This window comes from Pseudomonas duriflava (assembly GCF_007830155.1).
Taxonomy (GTDB): domain Bacteria; phylum Pseudomonadota; class Gammaproteobacteria; order Pseudomonadales; family Pseudomonadaceae; genus Chryseomonas; species Chryseomonas duriflava.
Genome location: NZ_VLKY01000001.1, coordinates 287178 through 310821 on the forward strand (window position 1 = coordinate 287178; position 23644 = coordinate 310821).

Below are 23644 nucleotides of genomic sequence, written 5' to 3' on the forward strand. Positions count from 1 at the left end.
TACGAGACCCTAGTCTATTCAAGTGATCGGCATCTCGTAGAGAAGGCGGGCCAAGGCCCGCCTCATGCAGACTACTTAGGCGTTAAACCAGCCTAGTTTGATGACGAACAGGATGGATAGGATGATCAAAGCGGCGTTCAGGTCACGGCTGCGACCGGACAAGAGTTTGATAGCTGTCCAGGAAATGAAGCCGAAAGCGATACCGTTGGCGATGGAATAGGTCAGCGGCATGGCAAGTGCAGTAATCAATACGGGCGTGGCCGTGGTTAGATCACTCCACTCAATTTCTGCCAAACCCGAGGCCATGAGCACGGCGATGAATAGCAGGGCAGGGGCTGTGGCGAAGGCCGGCACACTGCCTGCCAATGGGGCGAAGAACAGGGCAAGCAGGAACAGGACGGCTACGACCACGGCAGTTAGGCCGGTACGGCCGCCCGCACTGACACCTGCCGCAGACTCGATATAGCTGGTGGTCGTGGAAGTGCCTAGCAAGGAACCAAACATGGCGGCGGTGCTATCTGCTATCAAGGCGCGGCCCATTTTAGGGAGATGGCCATCCGCTCTCATCAGGCCGGCGCGCTTGGCTACTCCGATCAGAGTGCCTGAGTTATCAAACAGGTCTACGAACAGAAAGGCAAAGATTACGCTGACCAGCCCAATATCCAAAGCGGCCTTGATGTCCAGCTGCAGGAAGGTCGGAGCAAGGGAGGGAGGCATCGATACCACACCGCCGAATGGCGTAATCCCAAGTGCGATAGCTGCGACCGTCACGGCCAGAATGCCGATCAAGACCGCGCCCGTGACCCGGCGAGCTTCCAAGGCCACGATTAGGAAAAAGCCGAGGACAGCAAGGATCGGACCGGGCTTGGTCAGATCACCGAGCCCTACTAGCGTAGCGGGGTTATCCACTACAATGCCGGCACCTTGCAGGGCAATCAGAGCCAGGAACAAGCCGATTCCGGCTGCGATGCCGGAGCGCAGCTCCAGCGGAATGCTATTAATGATCCATTCACGGATGCGGAAGATCGAAAGCAGAAAGAACATGAGGGCCGAAAGAAATACGGCCCCAAGGGCCGCCTGCCAGGTATGCCCCATATGCAGCACGACGGTATAGGTAAAGAAGGCATTGAGACCCATCCCAGGGGCCAAGGCGATCGGGTAGTTGGCGATAAGGCCCATGATGGCCGAACCGATGGCGGCAGCCAGGCAGGTCGCTACGAACACGGCGCCTTTGTCCATGCCGGTCTCGCCGAGAATGCTCGGGTTGACGAAGAGAATATAGGCCATGGCCAAAAAGGTCGTGACACCGGCGAGAAGCTCGGTGCGGACCGTAGTGTTATGGGCCTTGAGTTGGAAAAGTCTTTCCAGCATGGAACGGGCTCCGATCAATGACGGTTACGGCAGAAAAAGGCGCGAATCATACCAGCTGGCGATAAGATCGACAGAGGTGTTGTATCGATCGGTTTCCGTCAGTCAGAAATTAGAGACTGGTGCCCCTGCCCATGTTCGTTGAGCGTATTGCCGGCAACTCGCTTGGGTAAAAAGCGGTCTGGCCTGTTCCGTCAGTCAATAACGGCAGTGACCGCAACCGCCATATGAGAATCCTCGAGTCGGGCACTGCCATTGCCGTGTCATTCCATGAGTTGCCTGCGCAGCCGATGAAAGCCTATAGGCGTTCATACTAACGTTGAGATTTACCTGGGCTCGGTGGAAAACTCGCCTCGTTGAGGTAAAGCCGTAGCGATTACTGGCATCTGGAGTTTTTCCATGAAAAAAGTTGTAGCGACTAGAAGCGCGACCACTATCGCTTGGCGTTCGGATAAAGGCATGGCGAACGGTAGGCGATAAATGTGTCCGCCCTCCTGTTGTCGAAGCCAAAGACGGCATGGCTTAACAGAACACTGGCGCTATTCCACTGTTCTTTCTTCTCAACAAAACATCGATATATCAATCAATTATCTTTATTAAATCCCTCAAGGATTACATTTTTATAGGCAAAAAGCATGTAGTTTTGCTCATATTGATGTAATGGTTAATCTCCTTGTAGCCCGCGTCATGACTGGCTTTACGCTTCGCTTATTGACAGATGAAAGGTATGCATTTTGTCGGATTTAGGTTTGTCAACCTGTCTTATTTGTGTACTGTATATACGTACAGTAAAGAGGGCTCCCTTTATGCAGGACGACCTGTTCAGCACCGATGCGATTTCTCTACGTCAGGAAAATGAACTGTTACGCCATGAGCTTGAGCAACAGAAGTACACCATTGACGGATTACACGTTTCCTATCAAGAAGCGCTGGACCGTATTGAGCAACTCCAGGCACGCCTGGGCCTATGGTCGCCCAGCCTCCGGTCACGTAAAACAACCCGAACCTATCAAGCAGGTGCTTGATCGAGTCTTATCTAAAATGGTCTGTGAGGTGCCGGATGCAACCAACAGCAGGCAAGCGGAACACGAAAAAGCGCCAGCTTGAAACTGGCGCTTTTTCTTTTGAGTGATAGAAAACTTGACCTCTGTCTTCAGCTGAGCGGGCAATACGGATGTATGTCCTGGTCCTGTAGAGTGAAATCCTGCCTATTTCCAGTACGAGCGAAGGGCGGAAGCTTAAAAGCTGTATCCGCGGGTTTGTAAGTACCTTCCGGGTGTAAACAAGCGATATGCCCTGAAAAGTATCCATCAGTATTGGTATCCCTTTCACTCCTGTGTATCACTACTGGCTTCTTACCATTCTGTTGTAACTCTAGACCTATACGAGTGAGCAAATCGCTTTGGCGCAAGGTGTTCTAGTGCCTGTGTGCTCCTGGTTTTACAAATACTCGTGAAATGGATTATCAATCTGAACCGTTTATGGTTTTTCGAACCTATGCTTTGGACTAAGGTAAGCGTCTCTGACAGCAGGAGGTTCCATGACACGCGCATTGCTCGCCGTTGCCGACGGCAATGAAGATATCGAAACCGTTACGCTGATTGATGTATTGCGCCGGGCCGGTATCGAAGTGCTCGTGACCAGTATCGAGGCGCGCCGTCACGTGACGCTTGCCCGTGGTACACGATTAACCAGCGATGTGACCTTGCTGGAAGTACAGGCGTTGTCCTTTGATTTGATTGTACTGCCAGGCGGTATGCCGGGTGCGCAACGATTGGCCGATAGTGTTGCCCTGAGGCAGTTCATGCGCCGCCATGTAGAGGCCGGCAAGCTATACGGTGCGATTTGTGCTGCGCCTGCAGTAGTCTTAGAGACATGGGGGCTTCTGGATGGGCGCCGAATGACCTGTTATCCCTCTTTTATCGAGCAAGTAGAGCAGGGGCAGTATGTCGATGAGCCCGTCGTGGTCGATGGATCCTGCGTAACAAGCCAGGGACCTGCTACAGCCCAGGCCTTCGCTTTGGAACTGGTGCGCCAACTTCTGGGTGAAGAGGCACGTATATCAGTTGCCAAGGCGCTTCTAGCACCGTATTGAATGGACAAGGTGCGCTGACATGGGTCAACGGCGCACCGTGTCAGTGCCTTCGGCCACTGCGTCGCTCGACGGAGTGACGAGCATTTTTTCATTGGCCGGCTCTGATAGGGCTTTCATGACCGACAATCCATGGCCAGCATCGATGGCCAGGCCGAAACGGATCGCATTGATGATCCGCTTCACTTTGAGCGGATCGGCCAGTTGCTCGGCAGTAATCAATCGCCGAATCTTGGTGCCAGCCTGATCCGTCAGGACCAGCACAACGTTACCGTCGAGGCTCTCGATCAAAAAGTTGATGCTGAATTCGGCTTCGAACGCTTGTGCAATAGATTGCAGGGGACTGCTGCTCATTACGCCTTTCCTCGCTGTCTTGACGCACAGCTCAAACACAAGCAAGACATTGCAAAAAACAAGCCTCTCTCGTTGCGGATACCGTAAACACATCCTTTAGTCTCGTTTTAGGCTACCACCAGCAATGCTCTTGCCTGATTCTTCAATGCTGGTATTCCAGCTTTCTCCCCTGCGACGCTGAACCCAGGACCCTTGGTTTAAGTCGTACCTCCTGAAGTAGCCATGTCGACATGGACTCAACAGAGGAGTGCCACCTAAAAGCGCTCCCGCTTATTACCGTGAGGCCCTTATGAACGCGACCCCTGTACGCCAACATCGGCCTGAGGCCGAGAGCGAAACCCATTCGATTTCCCTATTACTGAACGGCAAACAGGTGCAACTGACGGTAGAACCCTGGACTACTCTGCTGGATTTGCTCCGTGAACATCTCAATCTGACTGGAACGAAGAAGGGCTGCGATCATGGCCAGTGTGGAGCGTGTACCGTTCTGGTCAATGGAACCCGCATCAATGCCTGTCTAAGCTTGGCGGTCATGCAGGATGGAGCCGAAATCACCACGATCGAAGGCCTAGCTAATGGCGACCAGCTGCATCCCATGCAAGCCGCTTTCGTCGAGCAGGACGCCTTTCAGTGCGGTTACTGTACGCCCGGGCAGATTTGCTCAGCTATTGGCATGATCAAGGAAGGCAAGGCGAAAACGCGGGATGAAATCCGCGAACAGATGAGTGGAAACCTGTGCCGTTGCGGTGCGTATACCAACATCCTGGCGGCCATTGAACAGGCTATGCCAGCGTGCCAGGGAGAGTCGCGCGAATGAATCGCTTCAGTTACTCCAAACCGCAACAAGTTTCCGAGGCACTCCAGCAGTTAAGCGATACCGGTCGTTTCATTGCCGGAGGCACTAATTTGCTCGACCTGATGAAGGAGAACGTCGCACGGCCCAGCCAACTGGTTGATATCAATGCACTGCCCTTGAATAAGATCGAAACCACCCAGGCGGGTGGGCTGCGCATTGGAGCCTTGGTCAAAAATTCTACGGTGGCGTATCACCCCGATGTAGAGCGTGTCTATCCGTTGCTTGCTCACGCCATACTGGCCGGTGCGTCGGCTCAATTGCGTAATATGGCGTCCACGGGTGGCAATCTATTGCAGCGTACCCGCTGTTATTACTTTTACGATGTTGGAACCCCGTGTAACAAGCGTGAGCCGGGCTCAGGCTGCGGAGCGCTCGAAGGACAAAACCGCATCCACGCCATTTTAGGGCATAGCGAACAGTGCATAGCTGTTCACCCGTCCGATATGTGCGTCGCGCTCGCTGCATTAGAGGCCACCGTACATGTATCGGGCCCCTCGGGTAACCGGAGCATTCCGTTTGCAGATTTTCACCGGCTTCCAGGTGATACGCCTCATCTGGACACCAACTTGGCGCCAGACGAAATCATTACTGCTGTCGAGTTACCGCCCCGCGGCTTTGCCGAGAACTTCGCCTATCTCAAGCTACGCGATCGGGCATCCTACGCGTTTGCCTTGGTTTCAGTTGCCGCTGGACTCGAACTCAATGGCACCAGCATCGGAGCGGCTCGTATTGCCTTAGGGGGCGTTGCCCATAAACCCTGGCGCTGCCCAGAGGTTGAAGCTGCGCTGATCGGCAAGCCGGCTACCGAGGAAAGTTACCGTATGGCAGCCGATGCCTTACTGCAAGGCGCTGTAGGTTTCGAGCACAACCGCTTCAAGATCGAACTGGCCCGGAGGGCTATCGTTCGTGCTCTGAGCGAAGCCGCTGCTGGAGTAAATGCCCAATGACAATCCATCTCGAAAAAGCCGTTTCCCGAGTTGACGGCCCGCTCAAGGTCACGGGGCGGGCATTGTATGCCGGTGAGTTTGGTACAGCTGATCTCTGTACCGGTTATGTGGTCAACAGTTCGATCGCCAAAGGACGCATTCTGCGAATCGATACCACCGAAGCGCTCAAGGTAGTGGGTGTGCTGGATGTGCTCACTCATGAGAATCGACCCGCAGTAGCCTCGTACAATGAAAGCTATACGGATATGGATGCTGCTGACGGTAAACACTTCCGTCCACTTTATAATGACCGCATTCTGTACAGCATGCAGCCAGTGGCGTTGGTTGTGGCGGAAAGTTTCGAGGCCGCTCGCTATGCCGCTTCGCTGGTACGTGTAGATTATGAAAGCGAGCCGCCCCAGGCTGATTTGTATGCCCAGCGCAGCGAGGCGCATAAGGCACCTACAGAGCTACCCCCGGATCGTGGTGATGCGGAGGAGGCTTGGACTCAGGCGCCAGTAAAAGTAGAGGCGGAATACCACTCTGCCGCCGAGTTCCACAACCCTATGGAAATGCATGCTTCCACGGTGATCTATAGCACTGATGGTAAACTGACCATACATGATAAGACCCAGGGGGTGCAGAACAGCGCCCAGTTCATTTCGAACATCTTTGGGTTACCTGATGGTGATGTGCGCGTTGTGACACCCTTTGTCGGCGGTGCCTTCGGCTCTGGTTTGCGTCCTCAGTATCAGCTAGTGCTTGCGACCATGGCTGCGCTTAAGCTCAAGCGCTCGGTACGAGTAGTTTTGTCGCGTGAGCAGATGTTTTCTTTTGGGCATCGCCCGGAAACCCTTCAGCACCTGAAACTGGCCTGTGACCAGGACGGCAAGCTTGTCTCGACGATCCATGAGGTTATGGGTGAAACCTCGAGTTTTGAGGATTTCACCGAAATGGTCGTGGTCTGGTCCGCGTCGCTGTATCAATGCCCCAATGTGCGTTTGAAATATGATCTGGTTCCTCTGGATCTCTATACACCGTTAGATATGCGCGCCCCTGGCGCAGTGCTGGGCGTCTATGCACTAGAGTCGGCTATGGACGAACTGTCCTACGCGGCCGGGATCGACCCGCTGGAGCTACGTATTCGTAATTTTACGGCGACGGATCCGGCTTCCGGAAATAACCCCTACTCAAGCAAAGAGTTGCTCGAATGCTACCGTCAAGGGGCTGAACGCTTTGGTTGGAACAAGCGCAGCCCTCAGCCGCGCTCGATGAAGGAGGGCCGGCAGCTGATCGGTTATGGTATGGCAACCGGTGTATGGGAGGCTATGCAGAATCCAGCCAGTGCCAAGGCGGTCATCACAATCGATGGCAGTGTGGTTGTTTCCAGCGCCACGGCAGATATCGGCACGGGCACCTATACCGTCATGACGCAGATCGCCGCAGAATGCTTTGGCCTGCCTTTGGAAAAGGTCACTTTCAAATTGGGCGACTCTACGTTGCCCAAAGCACCGCTGGAAGGCGGCTCCTTTACCGTTTCGTCGGTAGGCTCGGCCGTCAAGCAAGCCTGTGAAGCGCTGCAACAGCAATTGTTGGATCAAGCCAAACAGGATGATCAATCGCCTTTCAAAAATTTCGAACTTACCGACGTCATTTTCGAAAATGGCACGATGCGTATCAAGGCTTCACCTCAAGAGTGCATAGAGATCACCGAGTTACTCAAGCAGGGCGGGTCGCCCAGCATGGAGGCTTTGGCCAGCGCATCGCCCAAGGAAGAGCGTGATAACTACACCACGGCAACCCACTCGGCGGTCTTTGTAGAGGTCCGGGTGGACGAGGATTTCGGTACGGTTCAGATCAGCCGAATGGTCAGTGCCATTGCAGCCGGACGGATATTAAGTCTTAAGCCAGGACGTAATCAGATCCTTGGCGGTATGGTCTGGGGGATTGGTATGGCGTTGCAGGAAGAGGGCATGCTGGACAAGAAACTGGCCCGCTGGATGAACCACAACATTGCCGAGTACCACTACCCAGTCAATGCCGATATTCATGACCTTGACGTTATCTTTGTCAAAGAGCATGACGAGATCGTAAATCCGTTGGGAGCCAAAGGGATTGGCGAAATAGGAATTGTGGGTGTTGCAGCTGCTATTGCCAATGCGATCTATCACGCTACAGGCAAACGCATCCGTGATTTACCGATTACCTTGGACAAGGTTTTTCAGAGCTAACAGCGTTCTTGAAAGCATAAAGCCCGCTTAACAGCGGGCTTTATTTTAACTGGGCCTACTTGGATCGGCCGGCTCGTTCAATTTCGGCCTTGTAGGCAGCTGCCTCTGCTCTAGAGTGATAAATCCCTACCAAGTGACCCTCCTGATAAACATCCCAAACGGTGAGTCCTAGGGCACGGGCTTCTTGAGACATATGAGTTTCGTCACGCTCAGTAATAGTGATCGTCATTAGCGTATCTCCTTGGTTGCATAAAGGCACAAGGTGTCTCTTCGCTCGATCATAAAGGTTTAGTAATGCAGACCAAGCCTGCATTCCGCAATAAACTGTTACATTTAGGGTGACAATATGTCACATCATGAACCCAGGCCTGTTTAACGCTCAGGTCGATCATCTGTGTAAACGCAACAAAAAACGCGCCTCAAGGGCGCGTTTTACGGTACAGAGGTAGGTTAGTTGCTGCTGCCTTTCACAGGCTTTCCTTCAACGATGCCTTCCTTCAGCATGATCTGATATTCCTTGCCGTCCGTTTCCATTTGATACAAGCGAACTAACAAGTAGCCCCAGTTTTTGGCGAACCACAGCTCAGTCTTACGACTGCTTTTGGTTGGATCACGTACGCGCTCTACCTTGATGGCATCAATCAGCCCCACCTGGGTTCTTACGCGCTCTTCGCCGATGACACGAAAATCATAAGTATCGATTTCGTCACCATCAACGACTTGATAGCTCATGCTTTTCTTGCCATCCGCTACGTCGTGTTGCAAAAGTAGCTGATACGTTGACTTATCGACCAGACCACGATCAAGCGGCAGGCTGACAGGGTCCTTACGATCGGTACCGGTCACTTTCTTGTTGGCCCAGTCGAACGAGAGCTTACTGCCGCGACTCTTACCTAGCCCATGCCGGGAATAGGTATAGCTGACGGGGAGGAACGCATCACCCTGGTATCGGAATGTACTGCTTTCGGAAAGGCCAGCCACCAGCATCGATGCATTGAATTCAAGCTTCCAGATACCATCCTGCTGTTGTGTCAGGCTCCGCTCCGCCGAGCCGCTCATAGGCATCTGTTTCCAGTCGGCGGTATATGTTGCTGAGAATGGTTTCAGGTCAAAGGCATGCGCAGGTAACGCCAGTGCGCATGCGAGAAGGAACAGTAATCGTCGCATGGGATATCTCCTAGGATCGAATGACATGGCCGGTCAGCGGCAATGGCTGACCATCCAGTTCAGCTCCTCGCTCGGTCAGACACAGACGTCCTTGAGCGAACCAGCTGACGGCGAGGGGATAGATCATATGCTCCTGGGTATGTACTCGCTCGGCCAGGGTTTCCGGCGTATCGCCCGCATGAACCGGCACGACGGCCTGGGCGACAACAGGCCCACCATCGAGCTCTTCGGTGACGAAGTGAACACTGCAGCCATGTTCGAGATCACCAGCATCAAGCGCCCGCTGATGCGTACGAAGCCCTGTATAGCGCGGGAGCAACGAAGGGTGAATATTAAGCAGGCGACCTCGATAGTGCGTTACGAATCCTGTACTCAGGATGCGCATGAAACCTGCCAGGACCACCAGGTCTGGTGTGAAGCGATCGATAACTTCCATTAAAGCGGTATCGAACGTTTCGCGGTCCGCAAATTGTGTGTGATCGAGAACATGAGTCTCGATACCAGCCTGTCGCGCACGCTCTAAACCGTAGGCTTCTGCACGGTTAGATACAACCGCGCAGATTCGACTCAAGGATCCGGGTTTGGCCGAGGCGTTGATCAGGGCCTGCAAGTTACTGCCGGCACCTGAAATCAACACTACAACATTACACAGTGAGGGCATCAGTGCGCCTTCAGGTTATTCAACACAACACGTTCGGCACTCTCGTCGCATGCAGCGATCTGGCCGATAACCCAAGGCTGTTCACCGGCGTCACGCAGATTTTGCAGGGCTGTGTCGACCTTATCCTGAGCTACGCAGATCACCATGCCTACGCCACAGTTCAATACACGGTGCATTTCTACTTCTGCAACGTTGCCCTGCTGCTGCAGCCAGTCGAAAACGGGCGGACGCGTCCAGCTGTTCACGTCGAGGACTGCCTGGGTACCTTTCGGCAGCACGCGTGGAATGTTTTCGGTCAGGCCGCCACCGGTGATGTGAGCCATGGCTTTAACAGCACCGGTTTCCTTGATCAATTTTAGAAGGGGCTTGACGTAAATACGCGTCGGCGCCATCAGGAGATCCGTCAAGGGCTTGCCGTCGAGCTGAATTTGTTCGATATCGGCACCAGCTACTTCAATGATCTTGCGGATGAGGGAGTAACCATTGGAATGCGGACCAGACGAGGGTAGGGCAATCAAGGCATCGCCAGTCGTGACCTTGGACCCATCAATAATCTCGGCTTTCTCTACAACGCCCACGCAAAAACCGGCCAGGTCGTAATCTTCGCCTTCGTACATGCCGGGCATTTCGGCGGTCTCACCACCTACCAGAGCACAGCCAGCCTGTTCGCAGCCCGTGCCGATACCGGTTACCACCTGAGCGGCTACATCGACGTTGAGCTTGCCCGTGGCGTAATAGTCCAGAAAAAACAAGGGCTCGGCGCCGCAGACGACCAGATCGTTAACGCACATGGCGACGAGGTCGATTCCAATGCTGTCATGCTTTTTCAGGTTCATTGCTAGGCGCAATTTAGTGCCTACGCCATCGGTGCCGGATACCAGAACCGGTTGCTTATAACCGGCCGGGATCTCACAAAGGGCACCGAAACCACCAAGGCCGCCCATAACCTCGGGGCGTGCGGTCCGCTTGGCAACGCCTTTGATGCGTTCGACTAGGGCTTCGCCTGCGTCGATATCCACACCGGCGTCCTTGTAGCTCAACGAGGGTTGCTTGCTCATGAATCCAGGCCTTTATAAATGCTGCTAAAACAGGCTATAGGGGGTGGCATAGCCTTGGGAGGCGGCGATTTTACCAGAAGCGATTGAAAAACGGCGTCTTTGAAAAGGCTGGGTTGGCAATAAGCTGGGCCGGATATCGGCTTCATTCAGTTCATGTTCAGTCAGGAAGATTGCTGAAATTGGATGGTTATGATGCAGATTCACTGTCAGTATGCTTGCCGCCAAACAGAGGGGCTTTTAAGGTATGTCTCTTCCTTCTTGCTTGCTGAGAGTCCCCATGCGCCGTTTTGCCCTGTCACTGATGCTCTGCCTGCCGCTGCTGAGCCAGCCCGTAACCGCCGAGGTTGTCGAGGGGTTATATCAGGTGCGTGAGCCGGTTTCGTCGCAAAGCCCAGCAGATCGTGACGCCGCGCTTGCTAAGGCGCTGCAGGATCTCGTTATACGCCTTACGGGTGATCCTCAAGCTACACAGAAGCCTGCCCTGGCTGAGATGCTCAAAGATCCTCAGCAATTGATTACGCAGTATGGCTATGATGCCGGTCCGCCGGCCGGTCTGGTCATCAATTTCGATCCGGCGTCAATCAACCGGACATTGACCCAGGCAGGCTTGCCAATCTGGGGCGCGAATCGTCCAGTGGTGCTTGCCTGGTGGCTGAACGATTCCGAGACGGGGAGTACCTTGATTGGAGATGGCCAGGCTGCGGCTGAACCCTTGCGCCGTGCGGCTCGAAATAGTGGGTTGCCCCTGCGCCTGCCTTTGGCCGACCTAAGCGAGCAACTGGTTGGAACTGCGGAAACGATTGATGCAGGTAAGCCCGACGCTTTACGAGAGGCGTCTGAGCGCTATAACGCCGATGCCCTGTTGACTGTACATGCAAAGCAGGTCGGGAATGGCTGGCAGGCCCAATGGCGCATGTGGACCGGTACGGCAACCGAGCAGGGTAGCGCCCAGGGTGCCGATAATGACGCACTGGTCTCCGCTATCCTGCAGGACATCACTACGCGTCTAGCCAGACAGTACGTGGTAAAACCAGGCGCGGCTCAAGCTCTTACGCTGGTTGTTGATGGCGCCAATTTTGAACGTTACGCTCAGCTGCAGAAGTTGCTTGAGCCGATGGGCGGGCGACTGCTTCGAGCTGAAAACGGCCAGTTGCGCTATCAGCTCAATGTGAATCCTGCCCAGTTGCAAGCACAACTGGGCTTGGCCAATTTGGAGCAGACCTCTGCACCGCTCAATGCCGATACGGCGCCTACCCAGCCCCAGGCAGCTGCCGTCGAGCCTGCTCAGAACGTTCTCTATTATCGCTGGCCATAAGCGAATAGGCCGGCCGCATCAGGCGGCTGGCTCCGCTCCTTCAAAAAGTAGTCTCATCGAGTATCAAACATGATTTCACGCCGCTGGTATGTCATAGGCGGATTGGCGCTTGTGCTGTGGCTGTTACATTCTGTACAACCGATTCTTTCGCCTTTTCTGGTTAGTATGCTGCTGGCCTATCTGGGAGATCCCTTGGTTGATCGTCTAGAGCGGCTGGGCTTGTCTCGTACCCTGTCCGTTCTGATTGTTTACCTAATTTTTCTGCTTATTTTATTGGGCCTGCTGCTAATCATTGTGCCGCTGTTGTTCCGTCAACTAATGCGGCTTTATGAGCTCATGCCACTCATGCTCGACTGGCTGCAGTTCAAGGCGCTGCCTTGGATACAAGTAAATTTAGGACTTGCCGACAGTTTCTGGCGTTTCGACCGTATCAAGGCGGTAATAAGCAGCCATCTAGACCGTACTACCGATATTGTTGGAATCATTGTGGCACAGGCCACTACGTCAGGCTTAGCCATTCTAGGCTGGCTGGGCAATGCTCTATTGATTCCGGTCGTCAGCTTTTATTTGTTACGGGATTGGGATGTCATGGTGGCAAGGCTTCACAGCTTATTGCCGCGCCGTCACGAGGCCTTGGTCAACCGGCTGGTACGAGACTGCCATGAAGTACTTGGAGCCTTTCTGCGCGGACAGCTTATGGTCATGGTGGGGTTGGGCGTGATCTATGCGGTCGGCTTAATGCTGGTCGGACTGGAGTTGGGCCTGCTGATCGGTACTCTCGCAGGGCTCGCCAGCATTGTGCCTTACATGGGGTTTGCTATTGGGCTTACTGCCGCGATGATAGCGGGCTTTTTTCAGTTCGGTCTCGAAGGCTATTCGCTACTAGCCATTCTAGCTGTTTTCGTGACGGGTCAGATGGTAGAGGGTATGCTACTAACACCCTTGCTAGTAGGCGATCGGATCGGCCTGCATCCAGTGGCCGTTATCTTTGCTGTATTGGCCGGTGGCCAATTGTTCGGTTTCAGCGGTATTCTCCTGGCACTGCCAGTAGCGGCCATTATGATGGTACTGCTGCGCCATGTTCATGATTTGTATAAACTTTCCGACCTTTACTCAAAACCCCGTGACGTCAGCGAGCCGCCAGACACGGCATGAAACCTATACAACTTCCTTTGGGTGTTCGTCTCCGCGATGACGCCACCTTTGCCAATTACTACCCCGGCGCCAATGCTGCCGCGCTGGGGTATGTGGAGCGTTTGTGCGAGCGGGACGCCGGCTGGGCCGAAAACCTGATCTATCTATGGGGAGGAGAAGGAGTAGGACGAAGCCATCTGATGCAGGCAGCTTGTTTGCGTTTCTATCAGTTAGGCGAGCAGGCGGTGTATCTCCCCATGGCCGAGCTGTCCGATTATGGTCCTGCACTTTTCGACAACCTTGAGCAGTGCGAACTGGTCTGCCTGGACGATCTGGATGCCTTGGCGGGTAAGCGAGAATGGGAAGAGGGCATGTTTCATCTTTTCAATCGGGTGCGGGATGCTGGCAAGCGGCTACTGCTGTCCGGCTCGGTGCCGCCACGATCGTTACCAGTCAAGCTGCCTGACCTCAAGTCACGCCTGACCATGGCACTGGTTTTTCAGCTCCATCCGCTATCTGACGAAGACAAGCTACGTGCCCTTCAACTCCGGGCTTCGCGTCGAGGTTTGCACCTCAACGAAGAGGTAGGACGCTATATCCTTACCCGCGGCTCGCGCAGCATGAATGCCCTGTTCGAAGTTCTTGAACGGCTTGATCACGCTTCGCTACAAGCTCGACGCAAGCTGACGATTCCCTTCGTCAAGCAAATCATGCGCTGGTAGCGGACCTGGCCTACTAGCAGGCCGCTATTTCTGAAGTCAACGCTTGCTCGAGAGCTTCTGGGCTGTCTCTGCCAAGCGCCGCCCTAAGGCGCGGCATAATGTGATCTCATGTTCATCCAGCGGGCGTTTGCCATCCGTTCCGGCAAAATGGCTTGCTCCATAAGGCGTTCCCCCGCCTCGAGTTTCCAGCAAAGCACTTTCGCTGTAGGGCAGGCCCGCTATAAGCATGCCATGATGCAGCAGAGGTAACATCATAGAAAGCAGCGTACTTTCTTGACCGCCATGCAGGCTCGCCGTGGACGTGAATACGGCCGCCGGTTTGCCTACTAACTCGCCGGTGAGCCAGAGGCTATTGGTCCCGTCTAGAAAATATTTGAGCGAGGCCGCCATGTTGCCATAACGCGTTGGGCTGCCCAGGGCGAGACCGCTGCAATTTCGCAAGTCGTCCAGGGTAGCGTACAGCGCTCCCTCAGCAGGAATTTCTGGGGTAGTTGCCTCGCACGTAGCCGATACGGAGGGAACCGTTCGTATCCGTGCTTCCATCCCGCCCATTTCCACGCCACGTGAAATTTGGTGAGCCATTTGGGCTGTTGCGCCATGGCGGCTGTAGAACAAAACCAAAATGTAAGGCGTATTGCTCATGGCAGGAGCTCCAAAACGGTCTCTGGCGGACGGCCAATCACGGCTTTGTTGCCTACGATCAAGATTGGACGCTCGATTAGAATGGGATGGGTAACCATGACATCGATCAAAGCCTCTTCAGACAGGCCTGGATCAGCCAGATTCAGCGTCTTGTAAATCTCTTCACCTGTGCGCAACAGCTTGCGGGCAGGCATGCCAAGCTTGTCCAGCAAAACTTTAAGTTCCGCCGCGCTGGGAGGATTTTCCAAATAGCGGACAACCCGGATATCCAGGTTTTTTTCCTGCAGCAACTCTAGAGCGCCACGTGATTTCGAGCAGCGCGGATTGTGAAAGAACAGGGTTTCGGTCATGGAAAGGTCGCATCCTAGTGAAGGAGCCCGCTATTCTAACGGGCTTGCCGGGTGGTCTGAATGAGCGTTGTACCGGTCATATCCATCAGGGTAAACGGAGAAACTGCGGATGCGCCAACGCCTGAGCGATGCAATCGAATGGGGCCGCTTCCTGGTCAAGCGATTCATGAACGACCGAGCGCCCAATAATGCGGCAGCCTTGACCTACACGACCTTATTCGCCGTCGTGCCTATGATGACCGTAACGTTTGCCATGGTATCGGCAATCCCAGCCTTTCAGGGTACGGAAGAGCAGATTCAAGTTTTTATCTTCCGGAATTTCGTACCGTCAACGGGCGAGACGCTAGAGCAGCACTTGCGCGGTTTCATCGAGCAGGCGCGGCATTTGACCTGGATTGGTGTAGCCCTGCTGGCCGTGACATCCATTACCATGCTGATCACCATTGAGAAAACCTTCAATGATATCTGGCGTGTCACCCAGCCTCGCCGGGGCATCTCGAGCTTTTTGCTGTACTGGGCCATTCTCAGCCTGGGGCCGTTGCTACTGGGTGCCGGCTTTGCCGTAAGCACCTACCTAACCTCACTGTCCCTCCTGTCCGGGCGTTATGCCGTGCTTGGTGTCGCGGTGCTGTTCAAGTTCATGCCGCTGATCTTTAGTATGGCGGCCTTTACGCTGCTCTATGCAGCCGTGCCCAATACGCGGGTGCCGCTCAAGCACGCTCTGATCGGTGGCGTGTTCACCGCTGTGCTGTTCGAGGCAGCCAAGAGTTTGTTTGGGCTTTATGTCATTTTCTTTCCAGGCTACAAGTTAATTTATGGAGCCTTTGCCACGATTCCCTTGTTCTTGGTCTGGATCTACGTGTCCTGGCTAATCGTACTGTTTGGCGCCGAATTGGTATGCAACCTGTCGTCTTCCAAGCACTGGCGGCGTGATCCGTTACCGACTTCTTTGGTTTTGCTGGGTGTCCTGCGAGTCTTTCTCGATCGACAGCAGACAGGAGCATCGTTGGATTTGCCCTCCTTGCAGAAAAGTGGCTGGCGATTGCCAGGGGAAGAATGGCAGGCCATTCTGGACTTCCTGGAGCGCGAAAAATTGGTGTGCCACACCAGTGGGGGAGGTTGGGTGCTCTGTCGGGATTTGAATACCTACGCACTGACTGAGTTGCTGCAGAAGAGCCCTTGGCATTTACCAACAGGTAACCGGCTTCCTATGGTCGAGCGCTGCCGGCATGACTGGTATCCTCCATTGCGCGAGGCTTTGCTACAAGTCCAAGCCCAGCAGGAAAAACTTTTGGGGGGAAGTCTCGCTCAGTGGTTGCGGCCATCTGTCCAATCCGTATCAACACAGGAAACACAGTCTGTATGAATGTGCGAATCTTAAGGCATGGGCTACTGTTGCTACTCGCTGTTCTGCTGGCAGCGTGTTCACCTGATTTTGGTCTCGATCAGCATGGCCAGAAGATCAATCGTTCACAGTGGGAAGACCGCTGGTTGGTCATTAATTACTGGGCGGAATGGTGCGGCCCATGTCATAAGGAAATTCCTGAACTGAACGCCTTGGCTCAATCAGAGGGTGAGATTGCCGTATGGGGAGTCAATTATGATCACTTGCAAGGCGAGGCCCTGCGACAGAGTGCAGAAAAAATGTCTATTCGCTATGGTGTGTTCCAGAGCGATCCGGCGACATATTTTTCTTTACCTGTCAGCAATGTGCTGCCGGCCACCTATCTAATCGACCCGCACGGTAAGGTAAGGGCTCATCTGGTCGGTGAGCAGACAGCCGAGGCCATTCGTCAGCGGATAACGGCCTTAGAGAAAGACTCCTGATCATGAGGCGGGAGGCATGGCACATCCATATTAGCGGCCGTGTTCAGGGTGTCAGCTATCGTGAAAGCGCTCGGCGTAAAGCAGAGCAGCTTAACGTTACAGGATGGGTGCGTAATCTCACAGATGGCCGTGTTGAGCTCTTGGCTGAAGGCGAACCCGAAGCGCTTGAAGCATTCAAAGCGTGGTTACGGCAAGGTCCTGAACACGCTAGCGTTGTTAAGTTCGAGAAAGAGTCATGTCTATTAGAAGGTGCTATGGATTTCCGTATCCGCTAGTAGCGCATCATCTGGGTAGGCATGTTGGCGGTGTGTTTCTACCATAAGATATTGCTATCACCGCTCTGTAAGATTTCTTCACATCCAAGCGGAATGCTCTGGTCTTGCGCTGGATTTAAAGAGCCGAGCGCTTTTCAAACGCTTCGATTTTGGGCATGGCTTTGGCTAAAGCCTGTATAAATTCTTGTTGCAGCTCAGGGTCGTTATGTGTGAGCTCAATAAGGTTTTGTTCCAGTGTATTGGCTTCTTCATCAAGTCCTAACTCAACAAGGCGCTTGACGCGATGAACCCAGCGGGGCACATCATCTTCTTCAAGGTCATCATAAATCAGTTCATGGGCCTCGAGCAGTTTGCTGCGCAGGTTCCTACTGACGAGCAATGATTTGCTCGCCCAAGTATGATCCTGAGGGTCCTCGACATGAATCTCTAGTCGACCAATACGGCTAATGTCGTGCTCGGCAAAGGGCTCATCGAGAAGATTGAGGCGGAAGCCTCCGTTTTTGTCAGTCAGGAAGTCGTAAGTGCCCTTACCGGCCTTAACTGAAACGGGGCGTTCGGCCCAGGGAAGGCTAGTATATTCCGTCCTTTGGTCCACTTGTTTCTCATCAATACTGGCCAGATTTTGTTCAGAACGGCCGTTCGACTCGACATTCATAAACGGATTTAGCCCATCGATTCCATACTGCACGAGTCCATGAGTCGCGCTGTTGGGCAGGTTGCCCAGCAGCGGAACATTAAGGATGTTCGCACTTATACCCATGACTAATGTCACGCCCCCTAGGGGAACTTCATAAAGTTCTCGCCAGAGTTGGTAAGGGGTATAGCGATCATAATGGCGCGTGACCTCGAACTGCGTCACTTCATAACGGTGCTGATCAAGAATCTTGACCCGGCGCTGTGGCAGTTCGAGTGCCTCTTTCTCTCTGGCATCGATTTGCAGCGTGTGCTCAACTAGCTTGCGATCGACACGTTCTTCATGTTCGCTGCGCTGAGGCAGCTGATTGGCGCAGCCGGGAAGTACCGTCACGCAGGCAAGCGTGACGGGCAGTAAGAAAGAGGCGTTTCGTAAAAACATGTCTTTGCTCAACGATTGATGCGCGCTTCCAGGAATGGCAGCACTTCATCGATCGGCATGTTCTGACTCTCCTGATCGAGGCGACCTTTGTACTCTAGGACACCTTCGTTCAGGCCACGGTCACTCACGACGATACGATGAGGAATGCCGATCAATTCCATATCAGCAAATTTGACGCCCGGGCTGGTCTTTTTGTCACGGTCATCAAGTAATACATCGAACCCTGCTGCCTGCAGACGTGCATATAGAGCGTCGGTGGCCTCCCGCACGCTGGGCGTCTCATACTTGAGCGGGACCAGGGCCACCTGGAAAGGAGCCAATGCTATAGGCCAGGTAATACCACGGTCATCATGGTTCTGCTCGATTGCTGCCGCCACAACACGAGACACGCCAATACCATAGCAACCCATGGTCAAGGTAACAGGTTTACCCTGTTCGCTCAGTACCGTCAGGTTCATGGCCTCGCTGTACTTGGTGCCCAGCTGAAAAATATGGCCAACTTCAATGCCGCGCTTGATGACCAGAGTGCCTTTGCCGTCCGGGCTGGGATCACCTGCAACTACGTTACGTAGGTCTGCAACGTCTGGAAGAGGTAGGTCACGCTCCCAGTTCACGCCGAAGTAGTGCTTGTCATCGATGTTTGCGCCTGCAGCGAAGTCGCTCATCATGGCAACTGAGCGATCAATAATGCAGGGCATGGGCAGATTCAGCGGGCCGAGTGACCCTGGGCCGGCGCCAATAGCTTCACGTACCTCGGCTTCGCTGGCAAATGTTAGCGGACTGGCTACCAGAGCTTGATTGCCTGCCTTGATTTCGTTGAGTTCATGATCACCACGAACAATTAGTGCTACTAACGTACCTTTCTCGACACCATGCACAATCAGCGTTTTGATGGTTTTTTCAATGGGTAGCCCAAAGTTTTCTACCAGCGCAGCAATGGTTTTGGTGTCTGGCGTATCTACAAGGCGCAGCTCTTCTGTAGCAGGCCCCCGAGCGCGCTCTCGAGGTAATGCTTCGGCTTTCTCAATGTTAGCGGCGTACTCGGAGCTGTCGCTAAATACAATATCGTCTTCGCCGGAGCTTGCGAGTACATGGAACTCATGCGAGCCGCTGCCTCCGATTGAGCCGTTATCCGCTTCGACTGGGCGGAAGTTCAGGCCCAGGCGCGTAAAGATATTGCAGTATGCTTGGTACATCCGCTCGTAGGTTTGCTGGAGTGAATCCTGGGTCATATGGAAGGAGTAAGCGTCCTTCATAATGAACTCACGTCCGCGCATCAGGCCGAAACGGGGACGGATCTCATCACGGAATTTCGTCTGAATCTGGTACATATTGATAGGCAACTGCTTGTAGCTGTTGAGCTCATTGCGTGCCATATCGGTAATCACTTCTTCATGAGTTGGGCCTACGCAGAAGTCGCGCTGATGGCGGTCCTTAAGACGTAGTAGCTCCGGGCCGTATTGCTCCCAGCGGCCCGATTCCTGCCATAGCTCGGCAGGCTGAATGGCTGGCATCAATACCTCCAGAGCGCCAGCGGCATTCATTTCCTCGCGCACTACTGCTTCTACCTTGCGTAACACACGCAAGCCCAGTGGCAGCCAGGTATACAGTCCTGAAGCCAGCTTGCGGATCATTCCGGCGCGTAAGAGCAGTTGATGACTGATAACCACTGCATCCGCAGGGGTTTCTTTAAGAGTAGAGAGCAGATACTGGCTTGTACGCATGAGGACAGGTCTATTCTGATCGGCGAAAAAGGCATTGTACGGTGGGTTAGTCTAAACCGTATAGAACCGATAGATTTCTTATAAAACATATGTTTCTATCCATTGAATAAAAATACCCGGCAAGCCGGGTATTTTTATTCATAAGCCTTTCTGCTTAGAGGATGCTTAATGGATATTCGATCATTAGGCGAGTTTGGTTGGTGTCGCCATCGGCATAGTCGCTGTTCCCACGATGAAATGCTTGACGAAAGCGAAGAGAAAGGTCTTTGGCTGGTCCACTTTGAACGACATATCTAGCTTCTAGGTCGAGCTCATGATGCTTACCATTATTACCATAAAGATCAGCATACGCTCCGCCATCAGCTTTAGTGCCGTCAGCATCCCAGCCTTTCACGTAGCGAGTCATAAAGCTTAAGCCTGGCGCGCCATATGTACTCATGTTTAAGTCATAGCGTGCTTGCCAAGATTTTTCGCTAGGACCATTGAAGTCAGAAACATGGATGGAATTGGCCAGGAAAATAGAGTCACCAGTACTAATTTCGTCGCCAGTCCCTATATAATCAAAAGGAGTGTCGCCTCTAACTTGTTGATAGGCAAGTGTGAAGGTATGAGCACTAACGGAGTAAGCTCCAGCTAAGGACCAAGTAGTGTTATTAATGTCGCCAGCTTCTTTACTGCCCTCATCAAGCGTACGGTAAATATTAATATCGAAGGTTAGTGCTTGATTGTTACTCAAAGGTAATGCGTAGTTAACATTGCCGTAGTATTGGCGCCAAATATCTTCAAATTCTGAGCCATATAGGCTGATGCTCATGTTGTCATTAACAGCATAGCTGCCGCCTAGATAGTCAGCGCTTTTAGCATCAACTCCGGCATAGCCTGCGGTCAAGGGTTCGTGGTTACTTTGACCGCGAGGACCTGTAGTCGAAGTGAAGTGTCCAGCGTTTAGATCTAGACCTTCAATTTCACTGCTAATCAAGCTAAAACCGGTAGCGGTTTGAGGGAAAATACGAGAGCCGCCAACTGCAAAGACAGGAGCGGTAGGCGCCATTTGACCATATTTCAACACGGTATTAGATATACGCAATTTTACTGCGCCACCTACGTGACTCCAGTCATCAGCAGCGTCGCCGCCGTCACGAATAGGCACATTTCCTGCGCCACCCTGAACCTCATCAAGCTTAAGGCCAAGGTAGGCAAACAAGTCAACGCCAAATCCTACAGTTCCTTGAGTAAAGCCTGAATTGAAATCAGTTAATACTGCATGTGACCAGTCTCGACCGTCGCCAGCTCCATTTTTCCCATCATGATTAAAGTAATAATTACGGTTGATAAGAGTTAGGCTGCTGTCTTCGACGAAGCCTTTTGATTCTGACTGTTCGCTCGCTACTGCCATTTGAGTGGTCCCGGCAGCTACGGCCAGGGCAATAATGCTCCACTTCATCACTTGCATTGTGATTGCTCCTTTGGATTGAAAATACTGCCATCGTTACACGTAGCAGGTTGTTCTTATTCGGCGCCACTTATAGCACCCAAGTACTTTTCTTGGAAAGTTCCCTTGTTTAGTTTAAGGCTATTCCATGGGTTACATGTATGTCCCGAATAGATATCGCCTTGTCTCATCCTCTTGGCGTAACAATTCCGGCATACGAGTATCCCAGTTATTGAGCGAAAGCTTAGCAAGGAACGTGCACAAACGGTTTTTTGTAAAAAAGCAAAGAAACGCTGCCCTTATTCAGGCATTTTGAGCCTGTTTTAGGGCGACGCATGATCAGCGTAGTACAGTTGTGCCTTATTGTGGTGCGCTGCCGAGTTTTTAATGCTTACTGATGTAGCCTTCGCTAGCTTGTATTTTTACATGAGGTGTTATGTTCAAGCTTGATAGTCGTCTTGAAAACGACACGGTTTCAATAGGTGAACTGCCGCTGTGTACGGTGCGGCTTATGAAGGATGCCAACTACCCTTGGGTAATACTCATTCCACGGGTGCCTGACGTTACTGAAGTTTTCGATCTGACGGTTGAGGATCAGGCTCAACTGATGCGGGAAATTTCTCTAGTGGCCAGCAAGTTGCGTGATTTAACCGTTGCCCGAAAAATGAATGTTGCAAACTTAGGGAACATAGTCGCCCAGTTGCACGTTCATGTTGTTGCTCGTTTCGAGACGGATGCTGCCTGGCCAGGACCTGTATGGGGGCAGGCTCCAGCGAAACCTTACCAGGTTGGAATGCTCGAACAATTAAAAGGCAAGCTTCAAGCGGTGCTAGCAGATGAGTTGAAAGAGGAGATACGTCATGATGAACGATGATCGAATCGCTGAGCTCGAAGTGCGCCAAGCTTTTCAAGATGATCTGATCCAAACGTTGAACGATATTATTGTCGATCAACAAAAGCGCATCGAACGGCTGCAGTTGCAAGTAGAAGTACTAGCTCGCCGTCAGGCTGAAATGGCCCTAGCTCAAGGAGGAGGTGACGACGAAGCGCCTCCTCCTCACTATTGATTAGCGTCTTTTCAAATGGGCCGGCCCATTTTACAGGGCCGGTCTGTTTTAGTCGGAAAAGGAGAGAGTGACATCTTCGGCTTGCAGGCCCTTGTCTCTTTGAATAACGGAAAACTCTACGCGCTGACCTTCAACCAGAACCCGGTGCCCCTCTCCACGAATGGCGCGGAAGTGAACAAAGATATCCTCGCCCTGATCGCGAGAAATAAATCCGAATCCCTTAGACGTGTTGAACCACTTTACCGTACCGATTTCCCTACCTTGCGCTAAGGGAGCGCTCAATGCTGAAGAGCGGGAAGGGGAATAGTGAGGGAGGGCGCCTGGGGCTTTGCTCTGACATATATCGACGATATGAATCAGGGTTGCGATTGCTGCAATCAAAAGAATGATAGCGGTACTCGACGGCAGTCCGGGTATCGCATAGGTCGTAAATAGCGCCGTAGCTTGAAAAAGAATGGCGATTACGAGCAAGGTCAAGGAAAGCGTTTGCATAACGCTTTTTTTGCTTCCTTGCGGGGAGGGGGTAGATGCGAAGGTTAGTAAGCCAAGAAAAGCCATGTAAAGGGCTTCAGGGTGATGTAGGAAATGGGGTTTTTCTGCCTGTAAGGAGGAAGTCAAAGCTAACGAAAGGGCAGCGACACCCGATGCGATGTGAACAAATGTAAGTGTATTCAAAATGGTATCACCTTGGATAAAAAACAAGCTGATCGATGTTGTTGACCTTGATAGGGGCCTTTAATGTAGTCAGCTTATGTGCATAAGCACATGGTGTTATTTAACCGTAAAGGGGATGCCTTCTCAATCAATGCATTGCAAAGATCAAGTGTTGATTGTTTGTTACGAAAAAAAGCCCGGCTGGCCGGGCTTTTTACTATCAATTAGCGAGCAGGCTGCGCAACATCCAAGCGGTCTTCTCATGGATCTGCATGCGCTGGGTTAGCAAGTCGGCAGTAGGCTCGTCGCTCGCTTTGTCAGCGGCAGGGAAAATGCCTCGAGCAGTGCGGATCACTGCTTCCTGTCCTTGTATGAGAAGACGGATCATATCTTGTGCGTCAGGAATGCCTTCCTCTTCTTTAATGCTGGAAAGCTTCGAATAGGCAGAGTATGTGCCAGGTGCCATAAAGCCCAGTGCTCGAATCCGCTCGGCGATATCGTCTACCGCTACTGCCAGTTCGGTATATTGAGTTTCGAACATGGTATGTAGAGTGTTGAACATAGGCCCTGTTACGTTCCAGTGAAAATTGTGGGTTTTCAGGTACAACGTGTAGGTATCTGCCAGCAGGCGGGACAAACCTTCGGCAATGGCGGCTCGATCCTGTTCGGTGATTCCAATATTGATTTCCATACCACTCTCCCCTTGGACAGTCA

The 23644-nt window shown here is 52.8% G+C and carries 26 protein-coding genes and 1 pseudogene; 13 read left to right on the top strand and 14 right to left on the bottom strand.

Going from position 1 to position 23644, the window contains the following annotated elements; all coding sequences use genetic code 11:
- Positions 1-75: 75 nt before the first annotated feature.
- On the bottom strand, positions 76-1371 hold the full coding sequence (locus IQ22_RS01370) for an NCS2 family permease (RefSeq protein WP_145136907.1): 1296 nt from the start codon (positions 1369-1371) through the stop codon (positions 76-78).
- Positions 1372-2174: 803 nt separating this feature from the next.
- Here IQ22_RS01370 and IQ22_RS01375 point away from each other — a divergent pair.
- Positions 2175-2393, top strand: coding sequence for a hypothetical protein (locus IQ22_RS01375; RefSeq protein WP_145136910.1), 219 nt, complete (start codon positions 2175-2177; stop codon positions 2391-2393).
- Positions 2394-2908: 515 nt separating this feature from the next.
- Positions 2909-3463 (top strand): DJ-1 family glyoxalase III, encoded by a 555-nt coding sequence (locus IQ22_RS01380; RefSeq protein ID WP_145136913.1) that lies wholly within the window; start codon positions 2909-2911, stop codon positions 3461-3463.
- Between the two features lie 24 nt (positions 3464-3487).
- Here the strand turns inward: IQ22_RS01380 and IQ22_RS01385 are convergent, their stop codons facing one another.
- On the bottom strand, positions 3488-3814 hold the full coding sequence (locus tag IQ22_RS01385; protein ID WP_145136916.1) for a DUF3509 domain-containing protein: 327 nt from the start codon (positions 3812-3814) through the stop codon (positions 3488-3490).
- 289 nt (positions 3815-4103) lie between these two features.
- Here IQ22_RS01385 and IQ22_RS01390 point away from each other — a divergent pair, with 289 nt between their 5' ends.
- The 3 genes from IQ22_RS01390 to IQ22_RS01400 are packed head-to-tail and all read left to right on the top strand — an operon-like array spanning position 4104 to position 7827.
- Positions 4104-4631, top strand: a complete 528-nt coding sequence (locus tag IQ22_RS01390; protein WP_145136919.1) for a (2Fe-2S)-binding protein — start codon at positions 4104-4106, stop codon at positions 4629-4631.
- On the top strand, positions 4628-5617 hold the full coding sequence (locus IQ22_RS01395; RefSeq protein WP_145136921.1) for an FAD binding domain-containing protein: 990 nt from the start codon (positions 4628-4630) through the stop codon (positions 5615-5617). Before IQ22_RS01390 ends, IQ22_RS01395 begins: the two co-directional genes overlap by 4 nt.
- Positions 5614-7827 (top strand): xanthine dehydrogenase family protein molybdopterin-binding subunit, encoded by a 2214-nt coding sequence (locus IQ22_RS01400; protein ID WP_145136924.1) that lies wholly within the window; start codon positions 5614-5616, stop codon positions 7825-7827. The genes IQ22_RS01395 and IQ22_RS01400 overlap by 4 nt, the downstream gene beginning before the upstream one ends.
- 55 nt (positions 7828-7882) lie before the next feature.
- On the opposite strand, the gene IQ22_RS23295 is transcribed toward IQ22_RS01400, so the two are convergent.
- The 4 genes from IQ22_RS23295 to purM form a co-directional block, all read right to left on the bottom strand.
- Positions 7883-8056 carry a hypothetical protein gene (locus IQ22_RS23295; protein WP_167654140.1) on the bottom strand — a complete coding sequence of 58 codons (174 nt, stop codon included), beginning with the start codon at positions 8054-8056 and terminating at the stop codon, positions 7883-7885.
- A 221-nt stretch (positions 8057-8277) separates the two neighbouring features.
- Positions 8278-8994, bottom strand: a complete 717-nt coding sequence (locus IQ22_RS01405) for a DUF3108 domain-containing protein (RefSeq protein WP_145136926.1) — start codon at positions 8992-8994, stop codon at positions 8278-8280.
- 10 nt (positions 8995-9004) lie between these two features.
- Positions 9005-9655 carry a phosphoribosylglycinamide formyltransferase gene (gene purN / locus IQ22_RS01410; RefSeq protein ID WP_145136929.1) on the bottom strand — a complete coding sequence of 217 codons (651 nt, stop codon included), beginning with the start codon at positions 9653-9655 and terminating at the stop codon, positions 9005-9007.
- Positions 9655-10713 (bottom strand): phosphoribosylformylglycinamidine cyclo-ligase, encoded by a 1059-nt coding sequence (purM, locus tag IQ22_RS01415; protein ID WP_145136931.1) that lies wholly within the window; start codon positions 10711-10713, stop codon positions 9655-9657. Before purM ends, purN begins: the two co-directional genes overlap by 1 nt.
- 277 nt (positions 10714-10990) lie before the next feature.
- Between purM and IQ22_RS01420 the strand changes: the two genes are divergently transcribed.
- The 3 genes from IQ22_RS01420 to hda all read left to right on the top strand — a co-directional run bounded on the left by IQ22_RS01420 (position 10991) and on the right by hda (position 13884).
- Complete coding sequence (locus IQ22_RS01420) at positions 10991-12028, top strand: DUF2066 domain-containing protein (protein WP_145136934.1); 1038 nt, start codon at positions 10991-10993, stop codon at positions 12026-12028.
- Positions 12029-12097: 69 nt separating this feature from the next.
- Entirely contained in the window at positions 12098-13183 is a 1086-nt protein-coding gene (locus IQ22_RS01425; RefSeq protein ID WP_145136937.1) for an AI-2E family transporter, read from the top strand.
- Positions 13180-13884 (top strand): DnaA regulatory inactivator Hda, encoded by a 705-nt coding sequence (gene hda, locus IQ22_RS01430; protein WP_145136940.1) that lies wholly within the window; start codon positions 13180-13182, stop codon positions 13882-13884. The genes IQ22_RS01425 and hda overlap by 4 nt, the downstream gene beginning before the upstream one ends.
- Before the next feature lie 36 nt (positions 13885-13920).
- Here the strand turns inward: hda and wrbA are convergent, their stop codons facing one another.
- Both wrbA and arsC read right to left on the bottom strand, forming a co-directional pair.
- Positions 13921-14526 (bottom strand): NAD(P)H:quinone oxidoreductase, encoded by a 606-nt coding sequence (gene wrbA, locus IQ22_RS01435; protein WP_145136943.1) that lies wholly within the window; start codon positions 14524-14526, stop codon positions 13921-13923.
- Entirely contained in the window at positions 14523-14876 is a 354-nt protein-coding gene (gene arsC / locus IQ22_RS01440) for an arsenate reductase (glutaredoxin) (RefSeq protein ID WP_145136946.1), read from the bottom strand. The genes wrbA and arsC overlap by 4 nt, the downstream gene beginning before the upstream one ends.
- 109 nt (positions 14877-14985) lie before the next feature.
- Here arsC and IQ22_RS01445 point away from each other — a divergent pair, with 109 nt between their 5' ends.
- Genes IQ22_RS01445 through IQ22_RS01455 form a run of 3 tightly spaced genes read left to right on the top strand, consistent with a single transcriptional unit; the run spans position 14986 to position 16978 of the window.
- Positions 14986-16242, top strand: coding sequence for a YihY family inner membrane protein (locus IQ22_RS01445; protein WP_145136949.1), 1257 nt, complete (start codon positions 14986-14988; stop codon positions 16240-16242).
- A complete protein-coding gene (locus IQ22_RS01450; RefSeq protein ID WP_145136952.1) occupies positions 16239-16703 on the top strand; it encodes a TlpA family protein disulfide reductase in 465 nt (154 codons plus the stop codon). Before IQ22_RS01445 ends, IQ22_RS01450 begins: the two co-directional genes overlap by 4 nt.
- A 2-nt stretch (positions 16704-16705) precedes the next feature.
- A complete protein-coding gene (locus IQ22_RS01455; RefSeq protein WP_145136955.1) occupies positions 16706-16978 on the top strand; it encodes an acylphosphatase in 273 nt (90 codons plus the stop codon).
- Between the two features lie 115 nt (positions 16979-17093).
- Here the strand turns inward: IQ22_RS01455 and IQ22_RS01460 are convergent, their stop codons facing one another.
- The 3 genes from IQ22_RS01460 to IQ22_RS01470 form a co-directional block, all read right to left on the bottom strand.
- Complete coding sequence (locus IQ22_RS01460; protein ID WP_145136958.1) at positions 17094-18053, bottom strand: hypothetical protein; 960 nt, start codon at positions 18051-18053, stop codon at positions 17094-17096.
- A gap of 8 nt (positions 18054-18061) precedes the next feature.
- Positions 18062-19777 (bottom strand): proline--tRNA ligase, encoded by a 1716-nt coding sequence (locus tag IQ22_RS01465; RefSeq protein ID WP_145136961.1) that lies wholly within the window; start codon positions 19775-19777, stop codon positions 18062-18064.
- A 154-nt stretch (positions 19778-19931) separates the two neighbouring features.
- Complete coding sequence (locus IQ22_RS01470; protein WP_145136964.1) at positions 19932-21230, bottom strand: OprD family porin; 1299 nt, start codon at positions 21228-21230, stop codon at positions 19932-19934.
- Positions 21231-21645: 415 nt separating this feature from the next.
- On the opposite strand from IQ22_RS01470, the gene IQ22_RS01475 reads away from it, so the two are divergent.
- Positions 21646-22083 carry an HIT domain-containing protein gene (locus tag IQ22_RS01475; protein WP_145136967.1) on the top strand — a complete coding sequence of 146 codons (438 nt, stop codon included), beginning with the start codon at positions 21646-21648 and terminating at the stop codon, positions 22081-22083.
- Entirely contained in the window at positions 22070-22276 is a 207-nt protein-coding gene (locus tag IQ22_RS01480) for a SlyX family protein (RefSeq protein ID WP_145136970.1), read from the top strand. The genes IQ22_RS01475 and IQ22_RS01480 overlap by 14 nt, the downstream gene beginning before the upstream one ends.
- A 48-nt stretch (positions 22277-22324) precedes the next feature.
- On the opposite strand, the gene IQ22_RS23490 is transcribed toward IQ22_RS01480, so the two are convergent.
- From IQ22_RS23490 to IQ22_RS01490, 3 genes and pseudogenes are all read right to left on the bottom strand, one after another.
- On the bottom strand, positions 22325-22558 hold the full coding sequence (locus IQ22_RS23490; protein WP_244308881.1) for a cold-shock protein: 234 nt from the start codon (positions 22556-22558) through the stop codon (positions 22325-22327).
- Between the two features lie 75 nt (positions 22559-22633).
- Positions 22634-22978 (bottom strand): annotated as a pseudogene (locus tag IQ22_RS23805) (cold shock domain-containing protein membrane protein); the annotation flags it as partial.
- 172 nt (positions 22979-23150) lie between these two features.
- Positions 23151-23621, bottom strand: coding sequence for a Dps family protein (locus tag IQ22_RS01490; protein WP_145136976.1), 471 nt, complete (start codon positions 23619-23621; stop codon positions 23151-23153).
- Positions 23622-23644 lie beyond the last annotated feature (23 nt).